The sequence below is a fragment of the Ancylomarina subtilis genome (assembly GCF_004217115.1).
Taxonomy (GTDB): domain Bacteria; phylum Bacteroidota; class Bacteroidia; order Bacteroidales; family Marinifilaceae; genus Ancylomarina; species Ancylomarina subtilis.
On record NZ_SHKN01000001.1, the window covers coordinates 243,039 to 266,397 of the forward strand.

The following is a 23,359-nucleotide window of genomic DNA, read 5'->3' on the forward strand; positions in this document are numbered from 1 at the left end:
GATTGGTGTTTCTAGGGCTGCATAAGTATATTGGGCTCGATGCTCAAACCCGTGTAGTTGATGTAGTATTGACCATCCTTTTCGGGGAAAGCCATTTCAGCTTCATTCTTAGTATTGGCATTGGCTACACCAACATGAGCAAACAGGATTTTAGCTTGATGCGTGTCAGCATGTTTAATGATCTCCTCGGCTGCCATTGGGCTTAGTGAGCCCAAATCAGGATAGGTACTTGTTTTCACAACGATAAAATACATATTATCATCTTTTCGGGCGATAATTTGTGGATTCTTTTCAAATTCGATGTTTACAGAAAGGACTTCGAATTCATCTTTAATATGTTTATACACCCATTTGATGCCTAACTCGTGCAGTTCTTCTCCACTAAGTCTTTTCCCTTTTTGGCTCATAATTAAATTTTGATTTTATTCTGCGAATATCTCTTTTATCGATACTAATTCCAAATAGCTGGGGAATAAAACTACAAATCTTTCACGATATCATTCAAAAATCGGTTGAGAGGATACAGGGCTTCAAAAGCGTCTTGTATGGCAAGTGGAAATTTATCGGAGTTTACAACTTCATCAGATATCGATTTACTGACAGCATAATGTTTGTAATTCAAAAGGTCAATGTGTGCGAAATCTTTGGGATAACCACGAGGAGCAGTTTTTAGTTTTTCGCCATACAGTTCAGGGTAGTGGCTTACGAACTTCGGATTTTCAACAATGGCTTTAAATTCCTGAGGATGATGATAAATTTCTTCGCGAATGGCTTTTAATGTTTTTGATTCGGGCATATAGCAGCCTCCTCCCAAAAAACATTGTTCGGGTTCTATATGGATATAATAACCTCCGTATCTTGATTTGCGTCCACTTGGGGCTATAAATGCACCAAAGTTGGTTTTGTAAGGTCGTTTATCATTTGAGAACCGAACATCGCGAAAGATTCTGAAAATACAGTCTTTTGCATTGAGTCCTGCCACAGAGGGGTCTATGCTTTTAATTTGCTGAATACTAAGCTCAGTGAAAAGTTCAAAATCTTTTTTTGCCTGATTATATTGTGCTTTATTGGCATGAAACCAATCACGATTATTATTTTCTCTTAAATCAAGAAGGTATTGATAAATGGAATTGGGAAGCATGGGCAGTTTTATCTTTTAAAGATTATTTTTAATTGAGTTTCAAAATACGATTATTGCTGAAGATAATCAAAGATTGCTCAGGAATATTGGATGAGAAGGAGAACAGAGATTGCATTATTTTTTGATAAGGAATTTAGGAAACCCGTTTCCTTTGTTAATTTTGCAAGACTTTAATGATTTTGAATCAGTAAGTGGCTGAGTTGAGATGATTTTATACAGACGAATAAAACAAACAAAAAATATGATTATAGGTATTATAGGGGCCATGGAAATTGAGGTGACCAGGCTACGCGATGAATTGAATAACAGAGAAGAAATTAGCAAAGCGGGTTTTACTTTTTATAAAGGTCAGATTCATGGCGTTGACATTGTTCTGCTGCAATCCGGAATTGGGAAGGTGAATGCCGGAATCGGGGCTGCGGTTTTGATTGATAATTTCGCACCTGATTTTATAATCAATACGGGTTGTGCTGGTGGCTTTATTTCTGATTTGAAAGTGGGGGATATCGTTATTTCCAAAGAAGCGATTCATCACGATTTTGATTGTACAGTTTTTGGTTACAAACACGGACAGGTTCCGGGCATGCCTCCAAGTTTTATTGCCGATAGTCAGTTGATTGAACTGGCCGACAAATCGATTCATAAATTAACCGACTTGACAACGAAGTGTGGTACCATTGTAACGGGGGATCAGTTTATGAATAACCCTGATGCAACAAAAAGAATCAAAGAGCTTATTCCGGAAGCTGATGCTGTTGAAATGGAGGGGGCTGCAATTGCTCAGGCGTGTTATCGTTTTAGTGTTCCATTTGTTGTTATCCGTTCTATTTCGGATATTGCAGGTCAGGAGAATGCTGTTCAGTACGAAGAATTTGTTGAAACAGCTGCAGTAAATTCCGGTAATATGGTTATGGAAATGATCCAGGAGTTGGGGCAGGCCTAAGCAGATTAAAAGTTATTGGGATTCATTACGATATGTTGATGCTACTTAAAAATTGAATAAAATGAAAAAGATAGACAGTTTTGCAGTTGATCATGACAGATTAAAACGAGGCATTTATGTCTCTCGAAAAGACAAGGTAGGCAATGAAGTGCTAACCAGTTTTGATATCCGAACAAAGTTGCCAAATCAGGAGCCGGCAATGGAGATTGAGGCCATGCACACGATGGAGCACTTGTGTGCAACATTCTTAAGAAACCATGATGCTTGGGCTAAAAAAACCATTTATTTCGGACCGATGGGATGTCGTACAGGTTTTTATATGATATTCCATGGCGATTTGATTTCGGAGGATGTGGTTGATGTGATTAAAGAGATGTTTCAATTTATGTCCGATTTTAATGAAAAAATTCCAGGGGCTGATAAAATTGAATGTGGAAATTATAAAAGTCACGATTTAGAAGGGGCGAGAGAAGAAGCAAAGAAATTCAATGATGAAGTTTTAGATCATCTCACGGAGGAAAATTTAAATTACCCTCAATAAAAAAAAGCTACCATTTAGGTAGCTTTTTTTGTTAAGGTGCTTTTTAGCCTATTGATTCATCATCTCATTAGGAAGTTCAATATTTTGATGCGCCCTTATAATGGGCTCAAACTTGTGTGATTTAATCTTAAAATCAGGTGCGTAATTGATAACGTGAAGTCCTTTGTTTTCGAAACCTCCCCAAGCATTCACACTTTTAATAGAATAGTTTGATTGTATCAATTCAATGTCTTTTATTTCATTCAGGTGATCGAAAAATCGATGTCCGAATCGTTTTATAGCCGTTGAGAAGTACAGAGTGAAATCATATGCTCTGAAAGAATAATCATTGGGTTCACAGCTGAACTCATATCTGAAACGATCGATAAAATTGTTGACTTTCTCCGATTCATAATCAATGAAGTAGGGGGAAAGGATCAGTGTGTTAAGTTCGAACAGATTGCTTGGATCCATACTGCTGTAGCGTTGCCACGATGGGAAACCGATCAGTTGAATTGGATATGATTTGCCAAGAATTTTCAAATTGGTCAAGAAACTTTCAACTACAGCAGGTTTGGATGAAGGGATAACAATAATGTTTTCCTGGGTTTTACTCAAAAGATGTTCCAAGCCTAAATTACCGTAGTCTTCAAACGAAAGTTTACTGTAAGTCAGGTTTGTGTATTGCCAGTATTTTCCGTTTTCAAACAATTGCTGTTCAATATCTCGAACCAATTTGTACTCTTCCAGTTCTTTGTAGTTTTTACTGTGGACAATTACAATGTTTTTATTTTCCTTATCTGCCATCAGGTGATTGAAGATGTTATCACATAACGATTCTGTAGATGTGTTCAATTGAAATACAAAAGGATTGTTGTGCAATTGCGCATTTCTTGATGAAAGAGGTGAAATAATCGGAATCTGATTTTCCTGAGCGTATTCCGCTACAAGATCAAATGTATGTGAATATACAGGGCCTAAAATCAGATCGAGTTTTAAAGGGCCTAAGTTATTCAGCGTTTGACGAACCGTTGATTGTTTTTTCTCTGTGTCAAATACATGCAGATTGATTTCCAAGCCTTGTTTCTTTAAGTCTTCAACTGCTAATAAAACACCTTGATACAGGCGGATAAAATCTCGTGATTTAGGATAAACCGTTTCGGGTTCCTTGCGAGTCATTATCTTTAGGGTATCCTGATATGAAATTTCCCAGTTTAACGAATCGTTAAGAGCAGCATAAAGAGGAAGAAACAGAGCGATATCAATTTTAGACTGAACTGTCGTGTCTATCGAATATTCCTTGAATATTTGGTTGTAGTCTGTTGCCTGTCTGATTCCGTCTGTTGTTGCAACTTCAACCTCTTCAACAGGGGTAATCTGTTTGGCATTTTTGGGCAGATTCACGATAGTACCCGAAGCAATATTTCTGAATGACCGGATATGAGGATTTAACCTGCGAAAGGCTCTTTTCTTTATATCGAATTTTAGAAGAATATCTGCTTCAGAGTCACTTGCTTTTACCTTGTATGTGTTTTTCTTTTTCTCAGTAACCTGAGTGTTGGCCTGCTTTTTAACTTTAAGGATAGTGCCAACAGCTAGCTTATTATTTATACCAATTTCAGGATTGTCAGCTTTTAGATTCTCGACAGTCTGATTGAATTTTTTTGATAAGGAATAGAGTGTGTCTCCTTTTTGAATAACGTAGTAAAAATATTTAGGTTGCTCTTTTTTTTGTGGCTTGTCCGCTTTTATTAAACTGTCAGATTGAACAAAAGGAATTCGGAGGATTTCATTTAAATCCAGGTTGTGATTTTTCTTTCGATTGATTTCCATGACATCCTTCATGCTAACCCCATAGGCTTTACAGATAGAAAACAGGGTTTGTTTTTCGCGTACGATGTGCAGGTAATAGAATTTACCTGCCACTACGACTTTTTCGTTAGAACGAACAATGTCGTTTGATTGTGAATAAGCATCGAAAGTAGCTCCGGAAAGGAGTAAAAGAATGATGAGTTTTTGGATGAAATATCTCATTAACTAATTATTTTTCAGGGTTTTGATGTTTGATAAGAACATTAACAAAAATAAGAAACAAAGTTTATAAAACAATCATGTGATTCACATTAGCTAAGGGAATTTAGTTTATTTTAAGATTTGTGTTTTCAATCTGTTAGAAATGAAATTATTAGCAAGATCATTTCGTCTGTGGAATTCGTCATAATTTTTTTGAAGATCTTGGTAGAGAAGAATAAGACATAAGAAAAGCGATGAGAAAACTCATCGCTTTATGATATACTCACATTATGTGATTTATTACCAAATTTTGGCTCTTTGCTCTTCGTTGCGATACAAAGGATCGTTTTCGTTGATTTCAAAAGCGGTATAGAATTCAGGAATATTGAACAAGCCTCCGTTTACGCGGTAACGTCCTGGTGAGTGAACATCTTCTTGAATCAATTTTCTCAAATATTTGTCTCTAACGTTACCTCTCCAAACTTTAGAGTATGAAAGGAAGAAGCGCTGCATGTTGTTGAAACCGTCAATGTCTGCTGGTTGTTTGTCTTTTAAAGTCATTTTGTAGGCTTCCAAAGCAACAGTTAATCCACCGTAATCAGCAATGTTTTCTCCCAGAGTTAATTTTCCATTCACACTTAAGTCATCAAAAGCTTTAAATCCATTGAACTGATCAACCAATTTTTGAGCTCTGGCATTGAATTTCTCAGTATCTTCCGGAGTCCACCAGTCTTTCATATTACCTTCTTTGTCGAAACGACGACCCGAATCATCAAATCCGTGAGTCATTTCGTGACCAATAACAACACCAATAGCACCATAGTTAACAGCATCATCACCGTTCATATAGAAAAATGGAGGCTGAAGGATTGCTGCAGGGAAAACCACTTCGTTTAGCATTGGGTGGTAGTATGCATTCACAGTTTGTGGTGTCATACCCCATTTTTTAGTATCGATAGGCTCGCCCAATTTGGCAATATTCTTAGCCACTTCAAAACGAGCAGCACGCCATGCGTTTTGAATATATGAGTCAGTACCTACTTCTAATTTTGAGTAATCTTCCCATTTTTCAGGATAACCAATCTTCACACCGAAAGCATCAAGTTTAGCCAATGCTTCTTTTCTGGTTTCATCACTCATCCACTCCAATTTCTCAATTCTTCCGCGTAAAGCAATCTTCAGGTTGTTTACCAACTCGTCCATTCTAACTTTAGCTTCAGGTGGGAAATACTTTTCTACGTAAAGTTGACCAACGGCTTCACCCAGAACAGAACCTGTTGCATTTGACATACGTCTCCAGCGTGGTTGTTGCTCAGTAGCACCAGTTAATGTTGTGCCATAGAAAGCAAACTGTACTTTTTCAAGCTCAGTTGACACTTTTGAAGCAGAGCCATTCAATACTTTCCACTTTAGGTATAATTTGATGTCTTCCATTTTCTCATCCTTCAACATTTGGTTAAGTTCCTTCATGTATCGAGGGTGAGTGGTGATAACATATTCCTTGATATCTGCGCCCATATCTTTGAAGTAGGTTGCCCAATCGAAGTTAGGATACTCACTCATTAAGGTTGCAACAGATTTAGGATTATACATTGCTGGATAATTTCTGTTCTCTAAACGCGTGTTGAACTTTTCAGCCATACGTGTTTCAAATCTCATGATTGTTTCTGCATTTTTCTTCGCAAGAGCAGCATCCTCACCAATCATTTCAAACATTTTTGTCATGTACTTTACAAACTCAACACGAATGTTTGCGCTGGTTTCATTGTCAGCGGTGTAATAGTCACGATCTGACAGGGATAGACCATCTTCAGAAAGGTACATTCTGTTTACAGTCGTGTTTTTCATATCCTGATCAACACCAGCACCAAATAGTGCGCTAACACCCATTTTGTGAAGGTGAATCAACTCGTTGCGCAGGTCTGTTGCGTTTTTTACTGCAGCAATTTTTTCGAATTCAGGAAATAAAGGCTTTAATCCTACTTCATTGATTTTTACAGTATCCATGGCAGTTGCATAGAAATCCTGAATTTTCTTTAAATTACTTCCTTCAGGAGCATTTTCAGTTTTTGCAGCTTCTTCCATTAAGTTATGAACCGCTTCGTTAGCACTTTCTCCTAAGATATCGAAAGCACCATAACGGCTTTTATCTGCAGGAATTGGCGTATTTTTCATCCATGTTCCGTTTGCATATTCGAAGAAATCGACACCTGGTTTCACCGCCAGGTTCATATCTTCTTTCTTTAGAATACCATGACCTATGGTTTCCTTTTGTGCACAGCCAGATAAAACGCTGATTGCTAAGCTTAAGCCAAGAATGGTTTGGCTTGTTTTGTTTAAGTTCATATAATTGATGTTTTATTCAAATTTATGTTCGAATTGCGAATATATTAAAATTGTGCTTAAACCTCATGTTTTTTCGATGACCATAAGATTTTAGAAGTTTTTCTGAATAAATACCTAAGCATTTAAATGCTTCTTGCTTTTTTTCTAGCTTTGTGAACGGATTTATAATACAGAAAAATGGCAACAAGTTGCAGAGATAAGAATAAAGTGGTGTTAGGTATGAGCGGGGGAACTGATTCGTCAGTTACAGCTATGTTGCTTAAGGATAGAGGGTACGAAGTTATTGGTGTTTCGCTTTGGTTTTGGAATCCTCCTGTTGAGCAAACAGACACCGATTTACTTCCTGATTTTATTATCGATGCTCAAAAATTGGCTGAAAAACTCTCGATAGAGCATCATGTGATTGATGCCCGTAAGGAGTTTAAGGAGGTTGTCATTGGTCAGTTTTTGCAAGAATACTTAAATGGTCGGACTCCAAGTCCGTGCATTCATTGCAATCCACAATTGAAATGGCGTTTACTATTGGATAAGGCGGATCAGTTGGGGGCCAGTTATATTGCCACGGGGCATTACATTCAAATTCTTGAGGAAGAAGGCATTTATTATATCCACAAGGGAAACGATCCGGCAAAGGATCAATCCTATTTTTTGTGGAATCTCAATCAGAATATATTATCCCGAACGCTAACACCTCTTGGGGGATATACCAAGTCTAAGGTGCGTGAAATGGCTGCTCAATTTGGACACAAGCAAGTTGCGACTAAAAGGGAAAGTATGGGGATTTGTTTTCTCGACGGAATGGATTACCGGGATTTCCTGAAAAAAGAAATTTCAGATCTCGATACGCAAGTGGGGAAAGGTCGGATTGTTGATACAGAAGGCAAAGAACTTGGCTGGCACGAAGGCTATCCGTATTACACCATTGGTCAGAAACGGGGTTTAGAGCTTAAAGAAAAAACGGGTTTGATGGTGAGCCGAATTGATGCTGAGAATAACATGTTGGTGCTTGAAAAACGAGAACAACTTAATAAGAAGGCGTTTAAGGTTAGTGATTATTACCTCAATAATGTGGCTGATATTGCTCAAACAGAAATCACAACTGTTGTGCGTGGTTTAGGACTTAATCCTGACGGTTACTCGAAACTTACAATTTTAAATGAAAGTGAATTGTTGGTTGAGTTGGAACAGCCTGCCTGGGCAATTGCTCCGGGGCAACCCGTTGCTTTTTATGTTGGCGATAAACTCATCGGTGGCGGATTTGCTGAGTAGAGATCGAAAAGGATAAAGGGTAAAGGGTAAAGGGTAAAGGGTAAAGGGGCACTTTGTTTTTCCTGAATCAATATATAAATAATAAGAACTATAGAATATGATAGCAGATACTGCAAATATATTTTCAAATGGCGATGAGCTAATCAAGATTATTCAGATGCGTATGCCTTACGGAAAATATAAAGGCTGGTATATTTTGGATTTGCCCGAACGCTATGTGGTTTGGTACCATCAGAAAGGATTCCCTGATGGCAAACTTGGCCAGATGTTAGGTGTTGTTTACGAAATCAAATTGAATGGTTTAGAAGACATGATGCGCCCACTTTGTCAGAAATACCGATAAGCTAGAAACCCAATTGTTGTTTTAAAAGCTTATAGCCATTTTTACTCACTTTCAGTTTTTCTCCTGATTTAAGAACGAGCATCCAGCTATCTTTTTCGTAAGGTTCCAGTTTCGAAATCTCCTCGATACGAATGAGGTAGGAGCGGTGAATACGACAAAATTCCTTAGGGTTAAGGTGTGTTTCGAAATATTTCATCGTCTTTTGTTTTAGATGATGCCCATTCTTGGTGTAAATCATCACATAGTCGTCCTGTGCTTCGAAATAGCGAATTTCGTCAACAGGAATAATGCTGATCTTGTTTCTGGATTTCACGACAATGCGATTCAGCTCTTCTCTGTTTTTATCCTCATGTTCCTTCAGCTTTTCAATAACCTTGGACTTTTCTGCTTGATTTTGCAATCTTGAAATGGCTTTTAAAATTGCATCTTCAAATCTCTCCTTTGAGAATGGTTTTAAAAGATAATCAATTGCATTGTGCTCAAATGCCTTGATGGCATATTCGTTATATGCAGTTGTGAAAACAATATTACAGGGTTTATCGAGTAATTCCAGAAGTTCGAATCCAGTTAGTTTGGGCATCTGAACATCCAGAAAAATTAAATCGGGTTGTAGTTCGTTTATAGCCTTTAAGCCCTGGAACCCATCCGAATATTCACCTAACAGTTCAATTTTATCATTATCGGCCAAATATGTTTTTATTAAGTCTCGGGCTAATGATTCGTCATCAATAATAATTGTTTTAATCTTTTTCATGGCGTTGATTCGTTGTGGTGTTGGACTCTGACGTATGAGTAAGTGTTTAATTAAGAGGTTTGGGGGAATTCTAAGTTGACACAAAAGTTAGATTCCATACGGGTAATGGCTATCAGATCGGTTCTTCCATAAATCAGGTTTAGGCGCTCCTGAATATTTTTCAGCCCAATACCTTTGCCCTTGGGTGAAATAGCATCTTTATCAAAGTTGTTTGAAATTTGAATCATCAGGTTTTTGTTTCTAACGAAGGCTTTGGTTTGAATACTGACAGGTTCTAAACTTTCGTGGACACCGTGTTTTATTGCATTCTCATATATGGGTTGCAATATCAGATTGGGAAGCCTTAAATCGTCACAGATTGGATCCGTTTCAAAATCTAAAATCAGGCGATCCCCAAATCGAACTTTCTCTATTTCAAGGTAAAGTCGACTGTTTTTCATTTCATTCGCAAGGGTATTCAGCTCTTTCAAATCCTGATCGAGAGAATATCTTAGGAAGGTAGAGAGTTTGACCAGCATCTCGCGTGATTGTTCCGGACGAATAAGGGTTAATGAACTGACCGAATTTAAGCTGTTGAATAAAAAATGGGGGTTGATCTGAGACTTTAAAGCATTCAGTTCGGCTTCTTTTACCAAGTCTTTAAGGTCTGATTCCTGTTCAATTTTTTCTTTGAAATTTCGATAATAGATAATCATGTAATACATCATGACAATATAATCGTAAACAGCAAAAGCCATGAAAGCCAGCCAATAATATGGCATGATAACTTCAGGTTTGGCTCCCTTAGGAATTGGAGTCTTATCGAAAAATGAAAAAATTAGATAGGTTAGCGATAGCCAGATTGCAACCATGATAATAGCTACAGCAATATGATGTAAGGCTGCAGCTAATCGTCCAATTCGTTCCACATCGACATGCCTGACCACAAACCAAATTGAAGGGGCAATAATCAGGAGAGGTAGGGATATACTTAGAGCTGAAAGAGTCGCGTCCTGATACAATGCATTCTGGAAATACCAATCGATAATGAAAAGCATTCCCGTAAAGCTAAACCAAAATCCAAGGTATATAGGTATGCCAAAACGATTGGATAGTATTGGATGCTCCATAGTTTATTTATTCTGTATGAAAATGAGTTTAGCTTATTTCGAAGATCTGATCTCACATCCGCCAAGAGCGACAAAACCCTTAATAATGAGTTCTTTTTTAGGTTCTACAATATATTTTGGGGTTGGGACTCTTTTGTCAGAGACGCCACCCAGAACAGCTGAGACATCAACTTTTACATCCCAATCAGGAGGCACGATAATAACGGCACCGCCAAACATAGCAAACAGATCGATGGTATGTGTACCTTCAGCCAACTGCGCATAAGTTAAATCAACCTGTCCACCTCCAAACATGCAGGTGATACGCCCCCCTTTAAAGTTTTTGGAGTTGACGATACGTTCCCCGCCACCAAATACATTGAGCTCGTTGATATAATCGCTTGAATCTTCAGTTCTGCAAGACATTCTTGACGGGCAGTAGTTTCGTTTTCGAATTACCATAATACCCAGAACGATTAGGATAACCGGCCAAAAGAAACGGTAGATGTCGATATGCCAACCCATCATGCGAGGGAGCATAAAAACACCCCCAACCACCAGTAGGGTATAGCCCGTTGTTTTGTCATTTTTAGCAAATGCAAATAAGCAACCTAATGCAATTAGCACCATGGGCCATGAGAAAATCATGTGATGCAATTTATAGGGAATCAAATCCAGATTATTCAGGACCAGGGCAGCTCCAAATAGTATTAATAAGATGCCAAAAACGGAACCATTTCTGTCTTTGCGAAAATCAGGCTTATTTCTATAATCCTTATTCATAATTCTATATTTTAAGATGCTAAATGATTTGTCAGTTAAAATTCGTCTTTGTCTCTTGCATGACAGGCGTTTGGCTTTATGATATGGCCAATTCCCATTGCGATTAGGATAGTAGGCCAAAACCAGATTTGCCAATCTTCAGGTAGCATAAAAAGGTCGTCTGCTAAAAAATAGGCTCCTATGGCAAGAACAATGATGCCACCAATAACTCTACCGCGAACAAAAATCATAAGAAGCCCGATTAACATCAAGAAACTTTCCCAACGAAAAATATATTGGTGGATATTTTTGGGCAAAAAATCAAAATTGCTTAAAAAAATGGCAATCCCGACAAAAATCAGGACTAATCCAAAAAATAGAGGTCTTCGGTCTTTATACATAATGAAATGATTTAAGTTTTTCTACAGCTAATATAATGCAATCAGCCCAATGCGACTATGCTTAATCGGTTAGTTGCTTATTATTATCGGTAAAATAAAACTGCAATAATTGCGAGACTATTGGCTCGAAAGATAAGACTTTGATTTGAAATTTATGTTGATTAATTAAGCGAATTCACAGGATGTGTTTTAAGATTTTGTTTAGATTTGAAAATAAATAGACTCTGTATTGTTATATTCTATTGCTATTTTTAGGCTCTGGATTATAAATAAGAAATGAAATATGAATAAGACTGAAGCTTTGCAACGCATAACTGAATTGCGGGAGCAACTCCATAAACATAACCACAACTATTACGTTCTTTCACAGCCCACTATCAGCGATTTTGAGTTTGATATGCTGATGAATGAACTGATGACATTAGAGAAGAAATTTCCTGAATTTGCAGATGATCATTCACCCAGCCAGCGTGTAGGGAGTGATATCAATCTCGAATTCAAACAGGTGTCTCATGTGTATCCCATGCTTTCTTTGGGAAATACCTATTCCGAAGAAGATGTTCGCGATTTTGAAACCCGAATTCAGAAGCTGACTGAAGAGCCGATTCAGTACGTTTGTGAATTGAAGTATGATGGTACATCGATAAGTTTGAAATATAAAAACGGAAAGTTGGTTCAGGCTTTGACTCGTGGAGATGGTGTTCAGGGGGACGATGTAACAACGAATGTGAAAACCATAAAGGCCATTCCTTTAAGTTTGCAGGGAAGTGATTATCCTGATGAGTTTGAGATTCGAGGCGAAATTATGATGCCTTTTCAGGTTTTCAATCAATTAAATAAAGAGCGTGAGGAGCAAGGCGAAAGTCCCTTTGCCAATCCGAGAAATGCCGCTTCAGGTAGTTTGAAAATGCAGAATTCCTCTATAGTAGCCAAGCGTCAGTTGGATTGTTATCTTTATTATTTATTAGGAAAACAATTACCTGCTCGTGAGCATTTTAAGAATCTGCAACTTGCCAGATCCTGGGGATTTAAAATCTCTGAAGACAGTAAGCTTTGTCAATCGATTGATGAGGTGCTCGACTTCATTCGATACTGGGATAAGCAGCGGGAAGAACTGCCTGTACCTATTGATGGGATTGTGATAAAGGTGAATTCTATTGATCAGCAAGAGGAACTAGGCTATACGGCTAAGTCGCCACGTTGGGCCATATCCTATAAGTTTAAGGCCGAGCAAGTGGCAACCCGATTGATTAGTGTCACTTATCAGGTGGGACGTACCGGATCGATTACCCCGGTTGCTAATTTGGAACCTGTACAGTTGGCCGGAACAGTGGTTAAGCGTGCATCATTGCATAATTCGGATATTATTGCAAATCTCGATCTGCACCTGAATGACTCTGTTTATGTTGAAAAAGGAGGGGAGATTATCCCCAAGATCGTAGGGGTAGATGTGGATCAGCGTGATGTGGATGCTGAGAAGATTGAATTTATTGAGACCTGTCCGGAATGTGGCACCGAGTTGATTCGTCTTGAAGGTGAGGCCAATCATTATTGTCCTAATAGTGTGTTTTGTCCGCCACAAATTACGGGGCGAATTGAGCATTTTATTGGTCGTAAGGCCATGAATATTGATGGCCTGGGAGAGGAAACCATCGAGCTCTTGTATCAGAATGGTTTGGTCCAGAATATTGCTGATCTCTACAAATTGAAAAAAGAGGACTTGCTTCCTCTTGATCGCATGGGTGAGAAATCTGCTGATCGTATATTGAGTAGTATTCAGGAATCCTTAAGTGTGCCTTATGAGAGGGTGTTGTTTGCTTTGGGTATTCGCCACGTTGGGCAAACGGTTGCCAAGAAATTGGCTAAAACACTCACATCTGTTCAGGCTCTTAAGGCAGCAAGTCTTGAGGATTTGGTGAATATTGATGAGATTGGAGACAAGATAGCCAAAAGTATTATTTTGTTTTTCGAGGATGAGGCTCAGAACAATTTGGTGAACGAACTGATTGCACATGGTTTGCAGTTTGAATTAAACGAAGAGGAATTGGCTGGTCAGACCAATAAGCTTGAAGGTTTATCGATTGTCATATCAGGTAGTTTCAGTCGACACTCCAGAGATGAACTGAAAGCTTTGATCGAACAAAATGGAGGAAAGAATACCAGTTCTATTTCAAAGAAAACCGATTTGTTTTTAGCAGGCGAGAAGGTTGGTCCAAGTAAATTGGAGAAGGTTGAGAAGTTTGGTATCAAAACCATATCAGAGGACGAATTTATTCAGATGATCAGTTAAGCGTATTCATAATAAAAAGATTTTTCAAGTAAAATTAAGTGAGCCGGTTCAGATTCTGAATCGGCTTTTTTAGTCTATGATCTGTCGAGGTAGCCTGCTATATACCCGAAAGCATATGAAAGAAGAATTATGCAATTTAAAATAATTAATACTAGCATGATGATTTTCAGATATCGGTTTAATTTCAGTCTACGTCTGTCTGCCAGTAGGCATGATCCTAAAGCTAAAATTGATGATGAACAAAGAAGAAGAATGAGAGGCATATGATTTGTTTTTTTAGGGTAAAGTTTATGTGCATCAGGATTTTGTATTCGATCATTTTGATGCATTTTCAAATTTTTATGTTATGCGAGTATGCAAAATATTTGATTTATTGGCTAAGGTAATTTTTTTGGAATATTAAACAGTATTCTATGGGATATGTAATAAATAACACTTCTATTTACATTCTGATTAAACTGATTGAAGAATTAAAGTTGGGTCTTGGTTGCAGATGTCGAAAGCGTACAGGTTTTGTTCGATATCGAACGGTAAAATTTTTTGGTGTAATTGTTTTGTGTTGGTTTTGAGTGCTCTGTGATTTTCGGCACAGAATGTGATTGGCTTGATGACGTATTGGTTTTAAGAGCGCTGTTATTTCCATTTAGAGGCGGATTTTAAAACGGATTTATTTGTTAATAAAGCTTAATCTTAGAACCAATGTGTAACTAAAAAAATAGAACTGTAGTCATATAGTCAAAAAACAAACCGACCAAAAAAGAGATTTATGAAAAGAATTTTATTTGCAGCCATTTTGATGCTGTGTAGTTTTATGAATTATGCAGAAGAATCACCTAAAAATATCAGTAGTAAGCTTGGTGTCGTTTCAGGCACAATTATCGATAAAGCGACAAGAGTGGCACTGCCATATGTTAATATTGTAATCAGAGATGCAAACAATAATATATTAACCGGCGGGATTACCGACGACAAGGGGAAGTTTAATATAAACAAAATTGCAAAGGGGAAGCATGTTGTTGAAATTCAATATATGGGATATAAGCCTTTTGTTAGAAAACTTGAGTTTACCGCCAAAAATTCGACCTATAAATTGGGAACGGTTCGCCTCGAAGAAGATACTGAATTACTCAATGAGGTGGTTGTGAGAGCTGAGTTGTCTACGGTGACACAGAAAGTCGACCGAAAAGTTGTGAATGTAGGTAAAGACCTGACTGCGGCAGGAGCCACAGCATCGGAGGTTTTGAACAATGTGCAGTCGGTAAGTGTCGATAGCCAGACAGGAACCGTTAGTTTGAGAGGAAACGAGAATGTTCGAATCTTGGTTGATGGCAAACCAACGAATATCAGTGCCGCTCAATTGTTGCAACAAATCCCATCCACATCGATTAAAAGTGTGGAGTTGATAACCAATCCTTCTGCCAAATACAATCCTGAAGGTATGAGTGGGATTATTAATATCGTGCTAAACAAAAATGCCAATATTGGTTTTAATGGGAATGTAAACATGGGCGTGACGCGAGGCGAAAATACTCGAGTGAATGGTTCTTTGGACATGAATTACAAAACGGGTAAGGTGAACTTTTTCATGAATCTTGGTGCAAACACCGGAAAGAGAAATAATTATGGTGAAGTGTTAAGACCAGGTTTTAATACACAGAAGTTTGAATTTGAAGGCGATAATACGTCCAAGCTGTTGAAAGTAGGTGCCGATATCTATCTGAATAAAAAGAATACCCTTTCGTTTTATACCACTCAGAATTTTCGCGATGGTGTATTTGATGGGACAACAAAGATTCTTAGAGGAACAGATTTGGATTATCATAGTTTGATGAAATCTGAAACAGATAACTCTACCGGAACTTATAATTTTGATTATAAAATCGATTTTGGAAAAGAAGGACATAATCTGGAGTTTGAAGCGACTTACAGTAAGAGTGATTCTCCTGAAGATGCAACTTATACTGAATTGCTTAATCCAATTGATTTGACTTCGAACTATATGGATGATGTAAGCAATGATTACACCAATACGCTTCTAAATCTGGATTACACAAATCCATTGTCAGAAAATACAAAGTTAGAACTAGGATTGGAGTTGAGATTAAATGATACAGAGAATTCAAGAGTAACTAATCAACATGATTTTGTATATGATGATGAGGGAAAAAGAATCCCGGATAATGGCTGGTATCAGACTGCTCAGAAGCCCAATTCTGCATTTACATACGACAGAAGTATTTATTCTGGATATGTGAATTTAAATCACAAAATAGATAAGATATCCATGCAATTGGGTGCTCGTTTTGAGCAGTACGAGGTAGACGGATCCTTTGTTAAAGGTGATGAAAGAGCTAAGTATACTGATAGTCGTTTTACCGTGTATCCTTCTGTATTTATTACTTTTAATCAGAGCGAGAAAAATCAGTTTCAATTGAGTTACAGTAGAAGAGTAGACAGACCATCTATCGGACAAGTTAATCCAATTAGAGAGTGGAGTACCCCTCTGGTTAGTTCCTTTGGAAATCCAAATTTAACACCTCAGTTTACCAATTCGTTTGAGTTTAATTATACCAAAGGACTAAAGAAAGGGTCTGCCACAATTGGAGCATTCTACCGTAGAGTAAATGGTAATATTTCGCGAGTATTAAACAAGGATCCGTTGGATGTTGAAAAGGTGGAAATGTCGTATTACAATACTGATAGCAACGATCGCTATGGGGTTGAGTTGTCGGCCAATTACCGATTCGTTAAGTGGTGGTCGATGAATGCCAGCTCCGATTTATATATCCAGAAAGAGACTGGTGTGTCGAACGGTGAGAATCTGGAAGTCACAAACAATTCTTTTAATGTTCGAGTATCGAATAGTTTTACGGCAACTAAAAAATTGAGATTCCAATTGTTTGCTATGTATCGTGGTGGTGGAAAAGATCTTCAGTCAAAAGTGGACCCCATGTGGATGATCAACACGGGTGCTAGTTATAGAGTTCTAAAAGGTAAAGGAACCTTAACCTTTAGAGTGAACGATATTTTTGAAGGCATGAAGTTTAAATTTGATTCAAAAGTGCCATATACGCAAAATGGTGAATTCCACTGGGAAAGCCGAACAGCTTACCTGGGTTTCTCATACCGATTTGGTTCTGGAAAGAATCATGCCAAAAGAAGAAAGCATAGAGATAGCCGCGAAACCCAAGGTGGTGGTGGATTTATGTAGTATCCCGACATGCTCGATGAGCTTGTGGGGGCACTGAGCTTGTTGAAGCACTAAATTATAGCACAAGCCTCGCATCGGTAAAATGATGTGAGGCTTTTTTTGTTATATGGTAGTCACATCATCTCGGCAGGCTCGATGACCTTTGTGGGACACTGAGCCTGTCGAAGTGTTGAGGCAATTCTACTCGATAGGATTCAGAACGATCCGCACAATTTCCGATTGTTTTCCCACTTTCTTTCCTTCGAAGATATAGTAGGCGTAGTACTCTCTGATTTCGACTTCCTTTGGGGTTTTACGTGGTCGGGTGTCGGTGAATTTTGAGTCTTTTACAAGGGTTTCAAAATCGTATTCGCCACCATTAATTCGGGCATACAATAAAATGCCATGCATGGGTTTTTTTGTGTATGTAACCTGTGCTAACCCACCAACCTCACGGCCTTTTAAATCAGGCTTTTTCCCGTTGGTTGTTTCTGTTTTTTCTTCATTGTACAGCTCCAACTCCTGTCTGATCTCTGGTGTGATCAATGGGTTATTGTCTGACATGCGTTTGTATGCGCGTAATTGTGTAACAACAGCAGGATGTTTTTCGTGAAAGACCACGTTTGAATCATGAGCGATCTTTTTATCTCCATTCTTTTTATCCATACGCTGCTTATCCTCGTTTAAGGACTGAATGAGGGATTCGGTTTCTTCCCTGGGGAGAATACCTGTTTCGACATACTGAGGTGCTTTTAAAAGGAAATTGTCTCGTTTTCTACTGAAATCGACTTCCTTGGTTTCCGGAAACTCTTTTTTAGAAATAACAGTAGGCATAATGTAAAGTTTAAATGGTTAATAGAATGTTTGTACTGTATATTAAATCTAAGAAGGAATTTTTTTTAGATGGCAAAAAAAATGAACTTTTTTTTCCTGAAATTCTTAACTTCCTGAATTTACTGGTGTTCTATAGTTTACTCCTACTGCTCTGCTAACCTGCATGTTGGTCATTTTTAAGTTCAATTTTTACTTGATTTTTTTTAGAAATCGTTCTGTTAAATTTGGAATAAGCTAATTTGAGCGTTTTTTTTTATTTTGCTGAAAATACTGGTACTTTTTTTGTTTGATTATAAACACCTTACTTGTTTGTGTGATGTGTTGGTCAAAAAATGACGTTTTGTCCAGTAGAATTGTATTGTTAAGTATTTTATTTGAACAGATCTTTGTGTAAAGTTTGATTTTATTGGGCTTTGAATTGAAAAGCAGTGACTGTTCAAAAAATAGCATGGTAAGCGTTTTTAGGCAAAATTCAATTTGCTGGAAAGTTTTGCCAGGCTACTTGAACGTTTTACCAAGCTCAGATTTTCTCTCAAGTGACTCTTTTGAAAACAATCTGATTACTCTGGTGGACTAAATGGGCCCATTTTTGCCCTGTTTTTCTCTGGTAAAATTTTCAAGGAGCTCCTTGAAAGTTTTGCGGAGAGAATTAAAACTCTTTAGACGGGCAAATTGAACTGAAAAATGCCTCGTTTTTATCTTAAGATCCTCTTTGGCGATAAATTATAGGCTATGTATTATGAAGAGTGATTCTATTTTACATTTGTTTATGGTTTTACATACGCCATGAATACTGTTTAATGTAATTTATATCTATTTTTAGTACTCTTAAATAAGAGATGTTGTTATCCCTCCAATAGGGTAGGATAACAACACCTTTTTAAAAGATATATAAAAGAAATAACATCAATATTGATGTTATACAATTGTTGTATTGCATTAAAAAACCTATACTACTGTTGATTCAGCTAGTTGAAAAAAATAAGACATAATAATCATAGAGATTGCTAACATGAGCCTTGAAAACAAAGTTTATAAATTGAATTGGAATTTTAATCATTCAGGTGACTCTGAAAAAGATGCTTTTCATCTACCATTCAAGAACAATATTGAATTCTCTGCTGATATGATAAGTGTAAGTGAGTTTGAATTGCCTCAAAGACTTTATTTTCAAGCAAATTTCAAAATCATAGAATATATTGATTACCCATTGACAGACCTTCATATTCAAATAATTAGTAAAAGAATGCTTGATATTTTTAATAAACTAAAGAATGTTAAGCATAGACAAGTTCCGATAACTATGATTGATGATACTTTTTTCGGTGAATTATTTGACAGGAAAGGTGAATTGAATCCTAATGTTCCAATAAATAACGACTTTGTTGCAATTCAGCTAATGGAGTATACTGATGTTTTTGACTATGATAAATCAGAGTATGAAGAAGACTTTATACTTCCAGTTGGACATATTTACAAATTGATACTTAAAATGCCAAAAGACGGATTTCCTTCAGTTTTTAAATTGCAAGAATGTTCAAGTCAAGTTTTTGTTTCAGAACAGATGTATGGCAGAATGAAAAAAGAGAATATTAAAGGCATTGAATTTGAGGAAATTGAAGTATCATAGTAAATATGAATAACGCAATACAACAATGTATATAGCAAATAGGCGAGATAGTAGTAAATTCAACGGTTGTAGCCCGCTCCAACGTCATATCGGTTTGATAGGTTTGAAGTCCGCAATCGCCTACTTGCCATATACTAAACGTTACCGGTCATGCAAGGAAACAATCACATCATCTGAAGAGCATTCAGAAAAAAAATAAATCCAATGAGTAAAGTATTAGATATAGAAAGTGTTAAGGACACAACGTTATATAAGGAATTAATTAGTCGTAGTAACGATGATACAAAAGCATTTGTAACAAATATCCTAACCCTTTGTGATGAAGCATCAGATAGAGCAACTATGATTCCTAAATTTTTTTCTGAGTATACTTTACATGACAAAACACATTTTCTAAGAGTGGCAGAACTGATGTCTTATATCCTTGGAGAAACGTTGAAAAGTTTAAATGATATTGAGATTGGATTACTAATTCTAGCAGCTTTTAATCATGATCAAGGTATGTTTATTAATGACGATGAGTATAAGTCGTTGGAAGAAAATGATGCTTATTTAATTTTTAGAGACAATTGGTATATAGATCATGCAAATTATGGTGAAATAAAAAGACAAATTGAATCATCATTTATATCAACTAAAGAAAAAGATAGGTTACTCAAGATTAAGTCTGAATTAGATACAGCAATGTTGACTGACTATTTACGAGAAAGTCATGGGCAACGTTCACATGACTATATTCTTGAAAAATATACAGATGACAAAATGTTGATTGTTAGCGGAACTAACATCTCTGATTATCTAGCAAAAATCTGTTTGTCTCATGTTAAGTCTATTAACTGGATTAATAGCAAGAATGGATTTAATCACGATGAAAATATTGGCACTTATCAAGTAAATACTGTTTTTCTTTCAATTATTCTAAGATTAGCGGATATTTTAGATTTTGATTCTGACAGGACTCCAGAAGTATTATACAAATCAATTCACTTTACAAGCCCTGTAAGTATTTCCGAATGGCAAAAACATAGGGATGTAAAAGGATGGGAGATTTCAAAGGATTTAATACGTTTCACAATGTATTTTGAACATCCTGTTTATGAGAAAACAGCGAATTCATTTTTAGATTGGATTGATAGTGAGCTTAATAATTCACATAATCTGATTAGAAGGTTTCCACAAAAAGTAAGTAAATATAAAATTGAGGTTGCAGAAAAGGTAGATAGAGAAAGACTTGGACCTAAAAACAATTCTTATTTATACCATGATTTAGAATTTAGTTTATCAAGGGATGAAATTGTAAAACTATTGATGACCGATAAGCTATACCAAAATACTTCCTTATTCATAAGAGAACTCCTTCAAAATTCTCTAGATGCATTGAGATTAAGAAAATCAATTCATAAAGCAGATGGGTTTGAATGGAATGCGGGAAGAATATTTTTCAAACATTTTATTGATGATAATGGTCAACAAGTGATTGAATGTATAGACAATGGAATCGGCATGGATGAAGATATTGTTTCGAAATTTTTTGGCAAAGTCGGAAGGAGTTTTTATCGTTCTCCTGAATTTGAAAGACAAAGAGCTTTTTTAAAAGAAAAAGGGGTGGATTTTGAGCCTTGTTCTCAATTTGGAATTGGATTTATGTCATGCTTCATGGTTGGCGATAGAATACAGTTACTGACTAGAAAAGATTACGGACAGGGAAAAGAAAATGGAAAACCACTAATTGTTGAAATCAATGGTCTAGGCGGTTTAATTCTTATAAAAGAGGGTGAAAGCACACAACCAATCGGAACAACGGTAAGGATTTTTAGTAGGAACAAGCCATTGTTTTTTGATGATTGGTCTGATAATATTAGGCTGTTATTGACTTTAAAAGGTTATGCTTTAGGAACGGAATTTCCTATAGAAGCAAGCTGCGAAATCGATGAAATAAAAGGGGAGCTGAATATTCCAGCAACTATTGATAGAAAAAGAACATTTTTAGAAAAAATAGATATTAAAAATAAAAAGACTCTTGAAGTTGATTTGTCTTCAATAGATAAAAATCTTCGTGGATTTTTAAGACAAACATTTTTAGTTGATGAAAATGGTCTTCCTTGCACAGAAAATTTAGAAGCAAGATGGGAACCTCAAGTTGATAATGTTACTTGGAAAGACAAGGAAAAAAGTGAAATGACTCTATTAGTAAAATCCACAAATCAAAATATCAAATATAATTATCATCTTGGGCTGGAAGAAGGTCATAGTGTTTGTTTAGATGGAATATTAGTTTGTGGTTATCCTGGTAGATCCGGGTATTCCAAATATGAAATGATGATGTTAGGTCATAGAGCGTCACAAGTTAGTTCAGAACACCCTTTTACAATTGATGTAAGAGGGAAGATTAAGCCTGAATTAAGTCCTGCAAGAACTCCATTAGATAAAGGAAGTATTTTCAATCGACCTGTGGGGTGGAAAAATTTACAGAATTTACTCAGTAGAGGTAGTGCCATTATATGGGAGGAAATATTGAGCTATACAGATGAAGGGCTTACTCCTGATACTTTTTGGAAATTGTTACTTATTTATAATGGACATCCTATTTACATAAATTCAAATATTCTCTATGATAAATTAAAATTACCAAGTGCTAATAGTTGGATTAAATTATCACAAATCGTCAATTTCACATTTGACAATAAAATTATTTCTGCAAAGGATAATCAAGGAAGTGTTCATTCAATATGCTTTTCTGATGAAATTGTCAAAATTGGGAAAACTCATATCAATGGAATTGATTTCAATTATTGGTTAACCAACCTTTTAATTTCAATATCAAAACTTAAATTTAGAAATGATAAAGTAGAACTTGTAATTAGGGATAACTTTCTAACTCAAGAGATACCTGCTAATAACATTATTTCGAGAGAAATGTCAGGTATAAGGTTTATCCCTTTTGAAGGATTTACAACTAATTATATTACTACCACCAAATATAAAAATATTGCAAACTGGGAACATCCGTTAGTTAAATTTGTGATTAATAGTCAATATGTTGAACGAAAAGATGAATTGCAAGAGTTCGCAAATGCTTTAATTTTCAACCTTTGCTATTTAATTCAAAAACTAGAGGAAGACAAAAAACCTTTTTCAACATCCGTAGGTTTACGCTCGTTAAAATACACTTCAATATTATTTATGAATATTAATTGGGCTAATTATCCTGATGAATTAAAGCCACCATACAAAATTTATGTTGACAATGACAAGACTGTTGAAATTACAGAAGATGTATTTAAGGAATGGGCAAAACAGAAATTTAAATAGTGCTCAAGAATATAAAAGCACGAACCGGTAACAATGTGTATAATTCATAAGGGGTTCAGAGGTTTTCGAGCGGCTTCACTAGCATCAATTTTGGGTGATAACTTTATAGGCTTGAAGCCCGCAATCCCTTACGAAATCATACACTAAACGTTGCCATTCATTGTGAAAACGCCGCGGATATAAGAATATCAAGGACAAAAAAATATGTAGAAATCTTAGTTAAAACCTAAAATATGAACAAAATATTTTCTTCAAGAAAACTGACAATTATTAATTTTATAATAGTCACATATTTCATATTGATTTATTTAATTAATTATCGTGAAGTAGATTTTGTCTTAATTGGTGTATTTAGAGAATTATTGACAATCCCATTTTTGTTAGCTCAAATAGTATTCTTAATTCTCGGAACTAGACATTTAATGAAAAATAAAGAACGAAATGTTATCACTATGCTTAGCGTTATAGCACTAACTCTTTGTACAATTATTACGATTGGTAGTTTCTTTTGAGAAATAGAATC

The 23,359-nt window shown here is 36.3% G+C and carries 17 protein-coding genes; 8 read left to right on the plus strand and 9 right to left on the minus strand.

Going from position 1 to position 23,359, the window contains the following annotated elements:
* Positions 1-11: 11 nt before the first annotated feature.
* Together EV201_RS00960 and EV201_RS00965 are read right to left on the minus strand one after the other, a co-directional pair.
* Positions 12-407: a hypothetical protein gene (locus EV201_RS00960; protein WP_130305532.1), complete on the minus strand. Its 396-nt coding sequence runs from the start codon at positions 405-407 to the stop codon at positions 12-14.
* Between the two features lie 71 nt (positions 408-478).
* The gene (locus EV201_RS00965; RefSeq protein ID WP_130305533.1) at positions 479-1,141 is read right to left on the minus strand and encodes a DUF2461 domain-containing protein; all 663 of its coding nucleotides are present in this window, start codon (positions 1,139-1,141) and stop codon (positions 479-481) included.
* A 241-nt stretch (positions 1,142-1,382) separates the two neighbouring features.
* Between EV201_RS00965 and EV201_RS00970 the strand changes: the two genes are divergently transcribed.
* Together EV201_RS00970 and EV201_RS00975 are read left to right on the plus strand one after the other, a co-directional pair.
* A complete protein-coding gene (locus EV201_RS00970) occupies positions 1,383-2,084 on the plus strand; it encodes a 5'-methylthioadenosine/adenosylhomocysteine nucleosidase (protein ID WP_130305534.1) in 702 nt (233 codons plus the stop codon).
* A 61-nt stretch (positions 2,085-2,145) separates the two neighbouring features.
* Positions 2,146-2,625, plus strand: a complete 480-nt coding sequence (locus EV201_RS00975; RefSeq protein WP_130305535.1) for an S-ribosylhomocysteine lyase — start codon at positions 2,146-2,148, stop codon at positions 2,623-2,625.
* Between the two features lie 48 nt (positions 2,626-2,673).
* On the opposite strand, the gene EV201_RS00980 is transcribed toward EV201_RS00975, so the two are convergent.
* Positions 2,674-4,638 (minus strand): PBP1 and LysM peptidoglycan-binding domain-containing protein, encoded by a 1,965-nt coding sequence (locus tag EV201_RS00980; protein ID WP_130305536.1) that lies wholly within the window; start codon positions 4,636-4,638, stop codon positions 2,674-2,676.
* 279 nt (positions 4,639-4,917) lie between these two features.
* A complete protein-coding gene (locus EV201_RS00985; RefSeq protein WP_130305537.1) occupies positions 4,918-6,963 on the minus strand; it encodes a M13 family metallopeptidase in 2,046 nt (681 codons plus the stop codon).
* Between the two features lie 177 nt (positions 6,964-7,140).
* Here EV201_RS00985 and mnmA point away from each other — a divergent pair, with 177 nt between their 5' ends.
* Positions 7,141-8,232, plus strand: coding sequence for a tRNA 2-thiouridine(34) synthase MnmA (gene mnmA, locus EV201_RS00990; protein ID WP_130305538.1), 1,092 nt, complete (start codon positions 7,141-7,143; stop codon positions 8,230-8,232).
* A 97-nt stretch (positions 8,233-8,329) separates the two neighbouring features.
* Positions 8,330-8,575 carry a DUF3820 family protein gene (locus EV201_RS00995; protein WP_130305539.1) on the plus strand — a complete coding sequence of 82 codons (246 nt, stop codon included), beginning with the start codon at positions 8,330-8,332 and terminating at the stop codon, positions 8,573-8,575.
* Position 8,576: 1 nt separating this feature from the next.
* On the opposite strand, the gene EV201_RS01000 is transcribed toward EV201_RS00995, so the two are convergent.
* Genes EV201_RS01000 through EV201_RS01015 form a run of 4 tightly spaced genes read right to left on the minus strand, consistent with a single transcriptional unit; the run spans position 8,577 to position 11,580 of the window.
* Positions 8,577-9,329 (minus strand): LytR/AlgR family response regulator transcription factor, encoded by a 753-nt coding sequence (locus EV201_RS01000; RefSeq protein WP_130305540.1) that lies wholly within the window; start codon positions 9,327-9,329, stop codon positions 8,577-8,579.
* 50 nt (positions 9,330-9,379) lie between these two features.
* Positions 9,380-10,438: a sensor histidine kinase gene (locus tag EV201_RS01005; RefSeq protein ID WP_130305541.1), complete on the minus strand. Its 1,059-nt coding sequence runs from the start codon at positions 10,436-10,438 to the stop codon at positions 9,380-9,382.
* A 33-nt stretch (positions 10,439-10,471) separates the two neighbouring features.
* Positions 10,472-11,200, minus strand: coding sequence for a LiaF transmembrane domain-containing protein (locus tag EV201_RS01010; protein WP_130305542.1), 729 nt, complete (start codon positions 11,198-11,200; stop codon positions 10,472-10,474).
* A gap of 35 nt (positions 11,201-11,235) precedes the next feature.
* Complete coding sequence (locus EV201_RS01015; RefSeq protein WP_130305543.1) at positions 11,236-11,580, minus strand: LiaF transmembrane domain-containing protein; 345 nt, start codon at positions 11,578-11,580, stop codon at positions 11,236-11,238.
* A gap of 283 nt (positions 11,581-11,863) precedes the next feature.
* Here EV201_RS01015 and ligA point away from each other — a divergent pair, with 283 nt between their 5' ends.
* Positions 11,864-13,870, plus strand: coding sequence for an NAD-dependent DNA ligase LigA (gene ligA, locus EV201_RS01020; RefSeq protein ID WP_130305544.1), 2,007 nt, complete (start codon positions 11,864-11,866; stop codon positions 13,868-13,870).
* A 766-nt stretch (positions 13,871-14,636) separates the two neighbouring features.
* Entirely contained in the window at positions 14,637-17,081 is a 2,445-nt protein-coding gene (locus EV201_RS01025) for a TonB-dependent receptor (RefSeq protein WP_130305545.1), read from the plus strand.
* Positions 17,082-17,261: 180 nt separating this feature from the next.
* On the opposite strand, the gene EV201_RS01030 is transcribed toward EV201_RS01025, so the two are convergent.
* Complete coding sequence (locus EV201_RS01030) at positions 17,262-17,894, minus strand: hypothetical protein (RefSeq protein WP_130305546.1); 633 nt, start codon at positions 17,892-17,894, stop codon at positions 17,262-17,264.
* Positions 17,895-18,906: 1,012 nt separating this feature from the next.
* Between EV201_RS01030 and EV201_RS01035 the strand changes: the two genes are divergently transcribed.
* Positions 18,907-19,524 (plus strand): imm11 family protein, encoded by a 618-nt coding sequence (locus EV201_RS01035; RefSeq protein ID WP_130305547.1) that lies wholly within the window; start codon positions 18,907-18,909, stop codon positions 19,522-19,524.
* Positions 19,525-19,728: 204 nt separating this feature from the next.
* Positions 19,729-22,836 (plus strand): HD domain-containing protein, encoded by a 3,108-nt coding sequence (locus tag EV201_RS01040; RefSeq protein ID WP_130305548.1) that lies wholly within the window; start codon positions 19,729-19,731, stop codon positions 22,834-22,836.
* Positions 22,837-23,359: the final 523 nt, after the last annotated feature.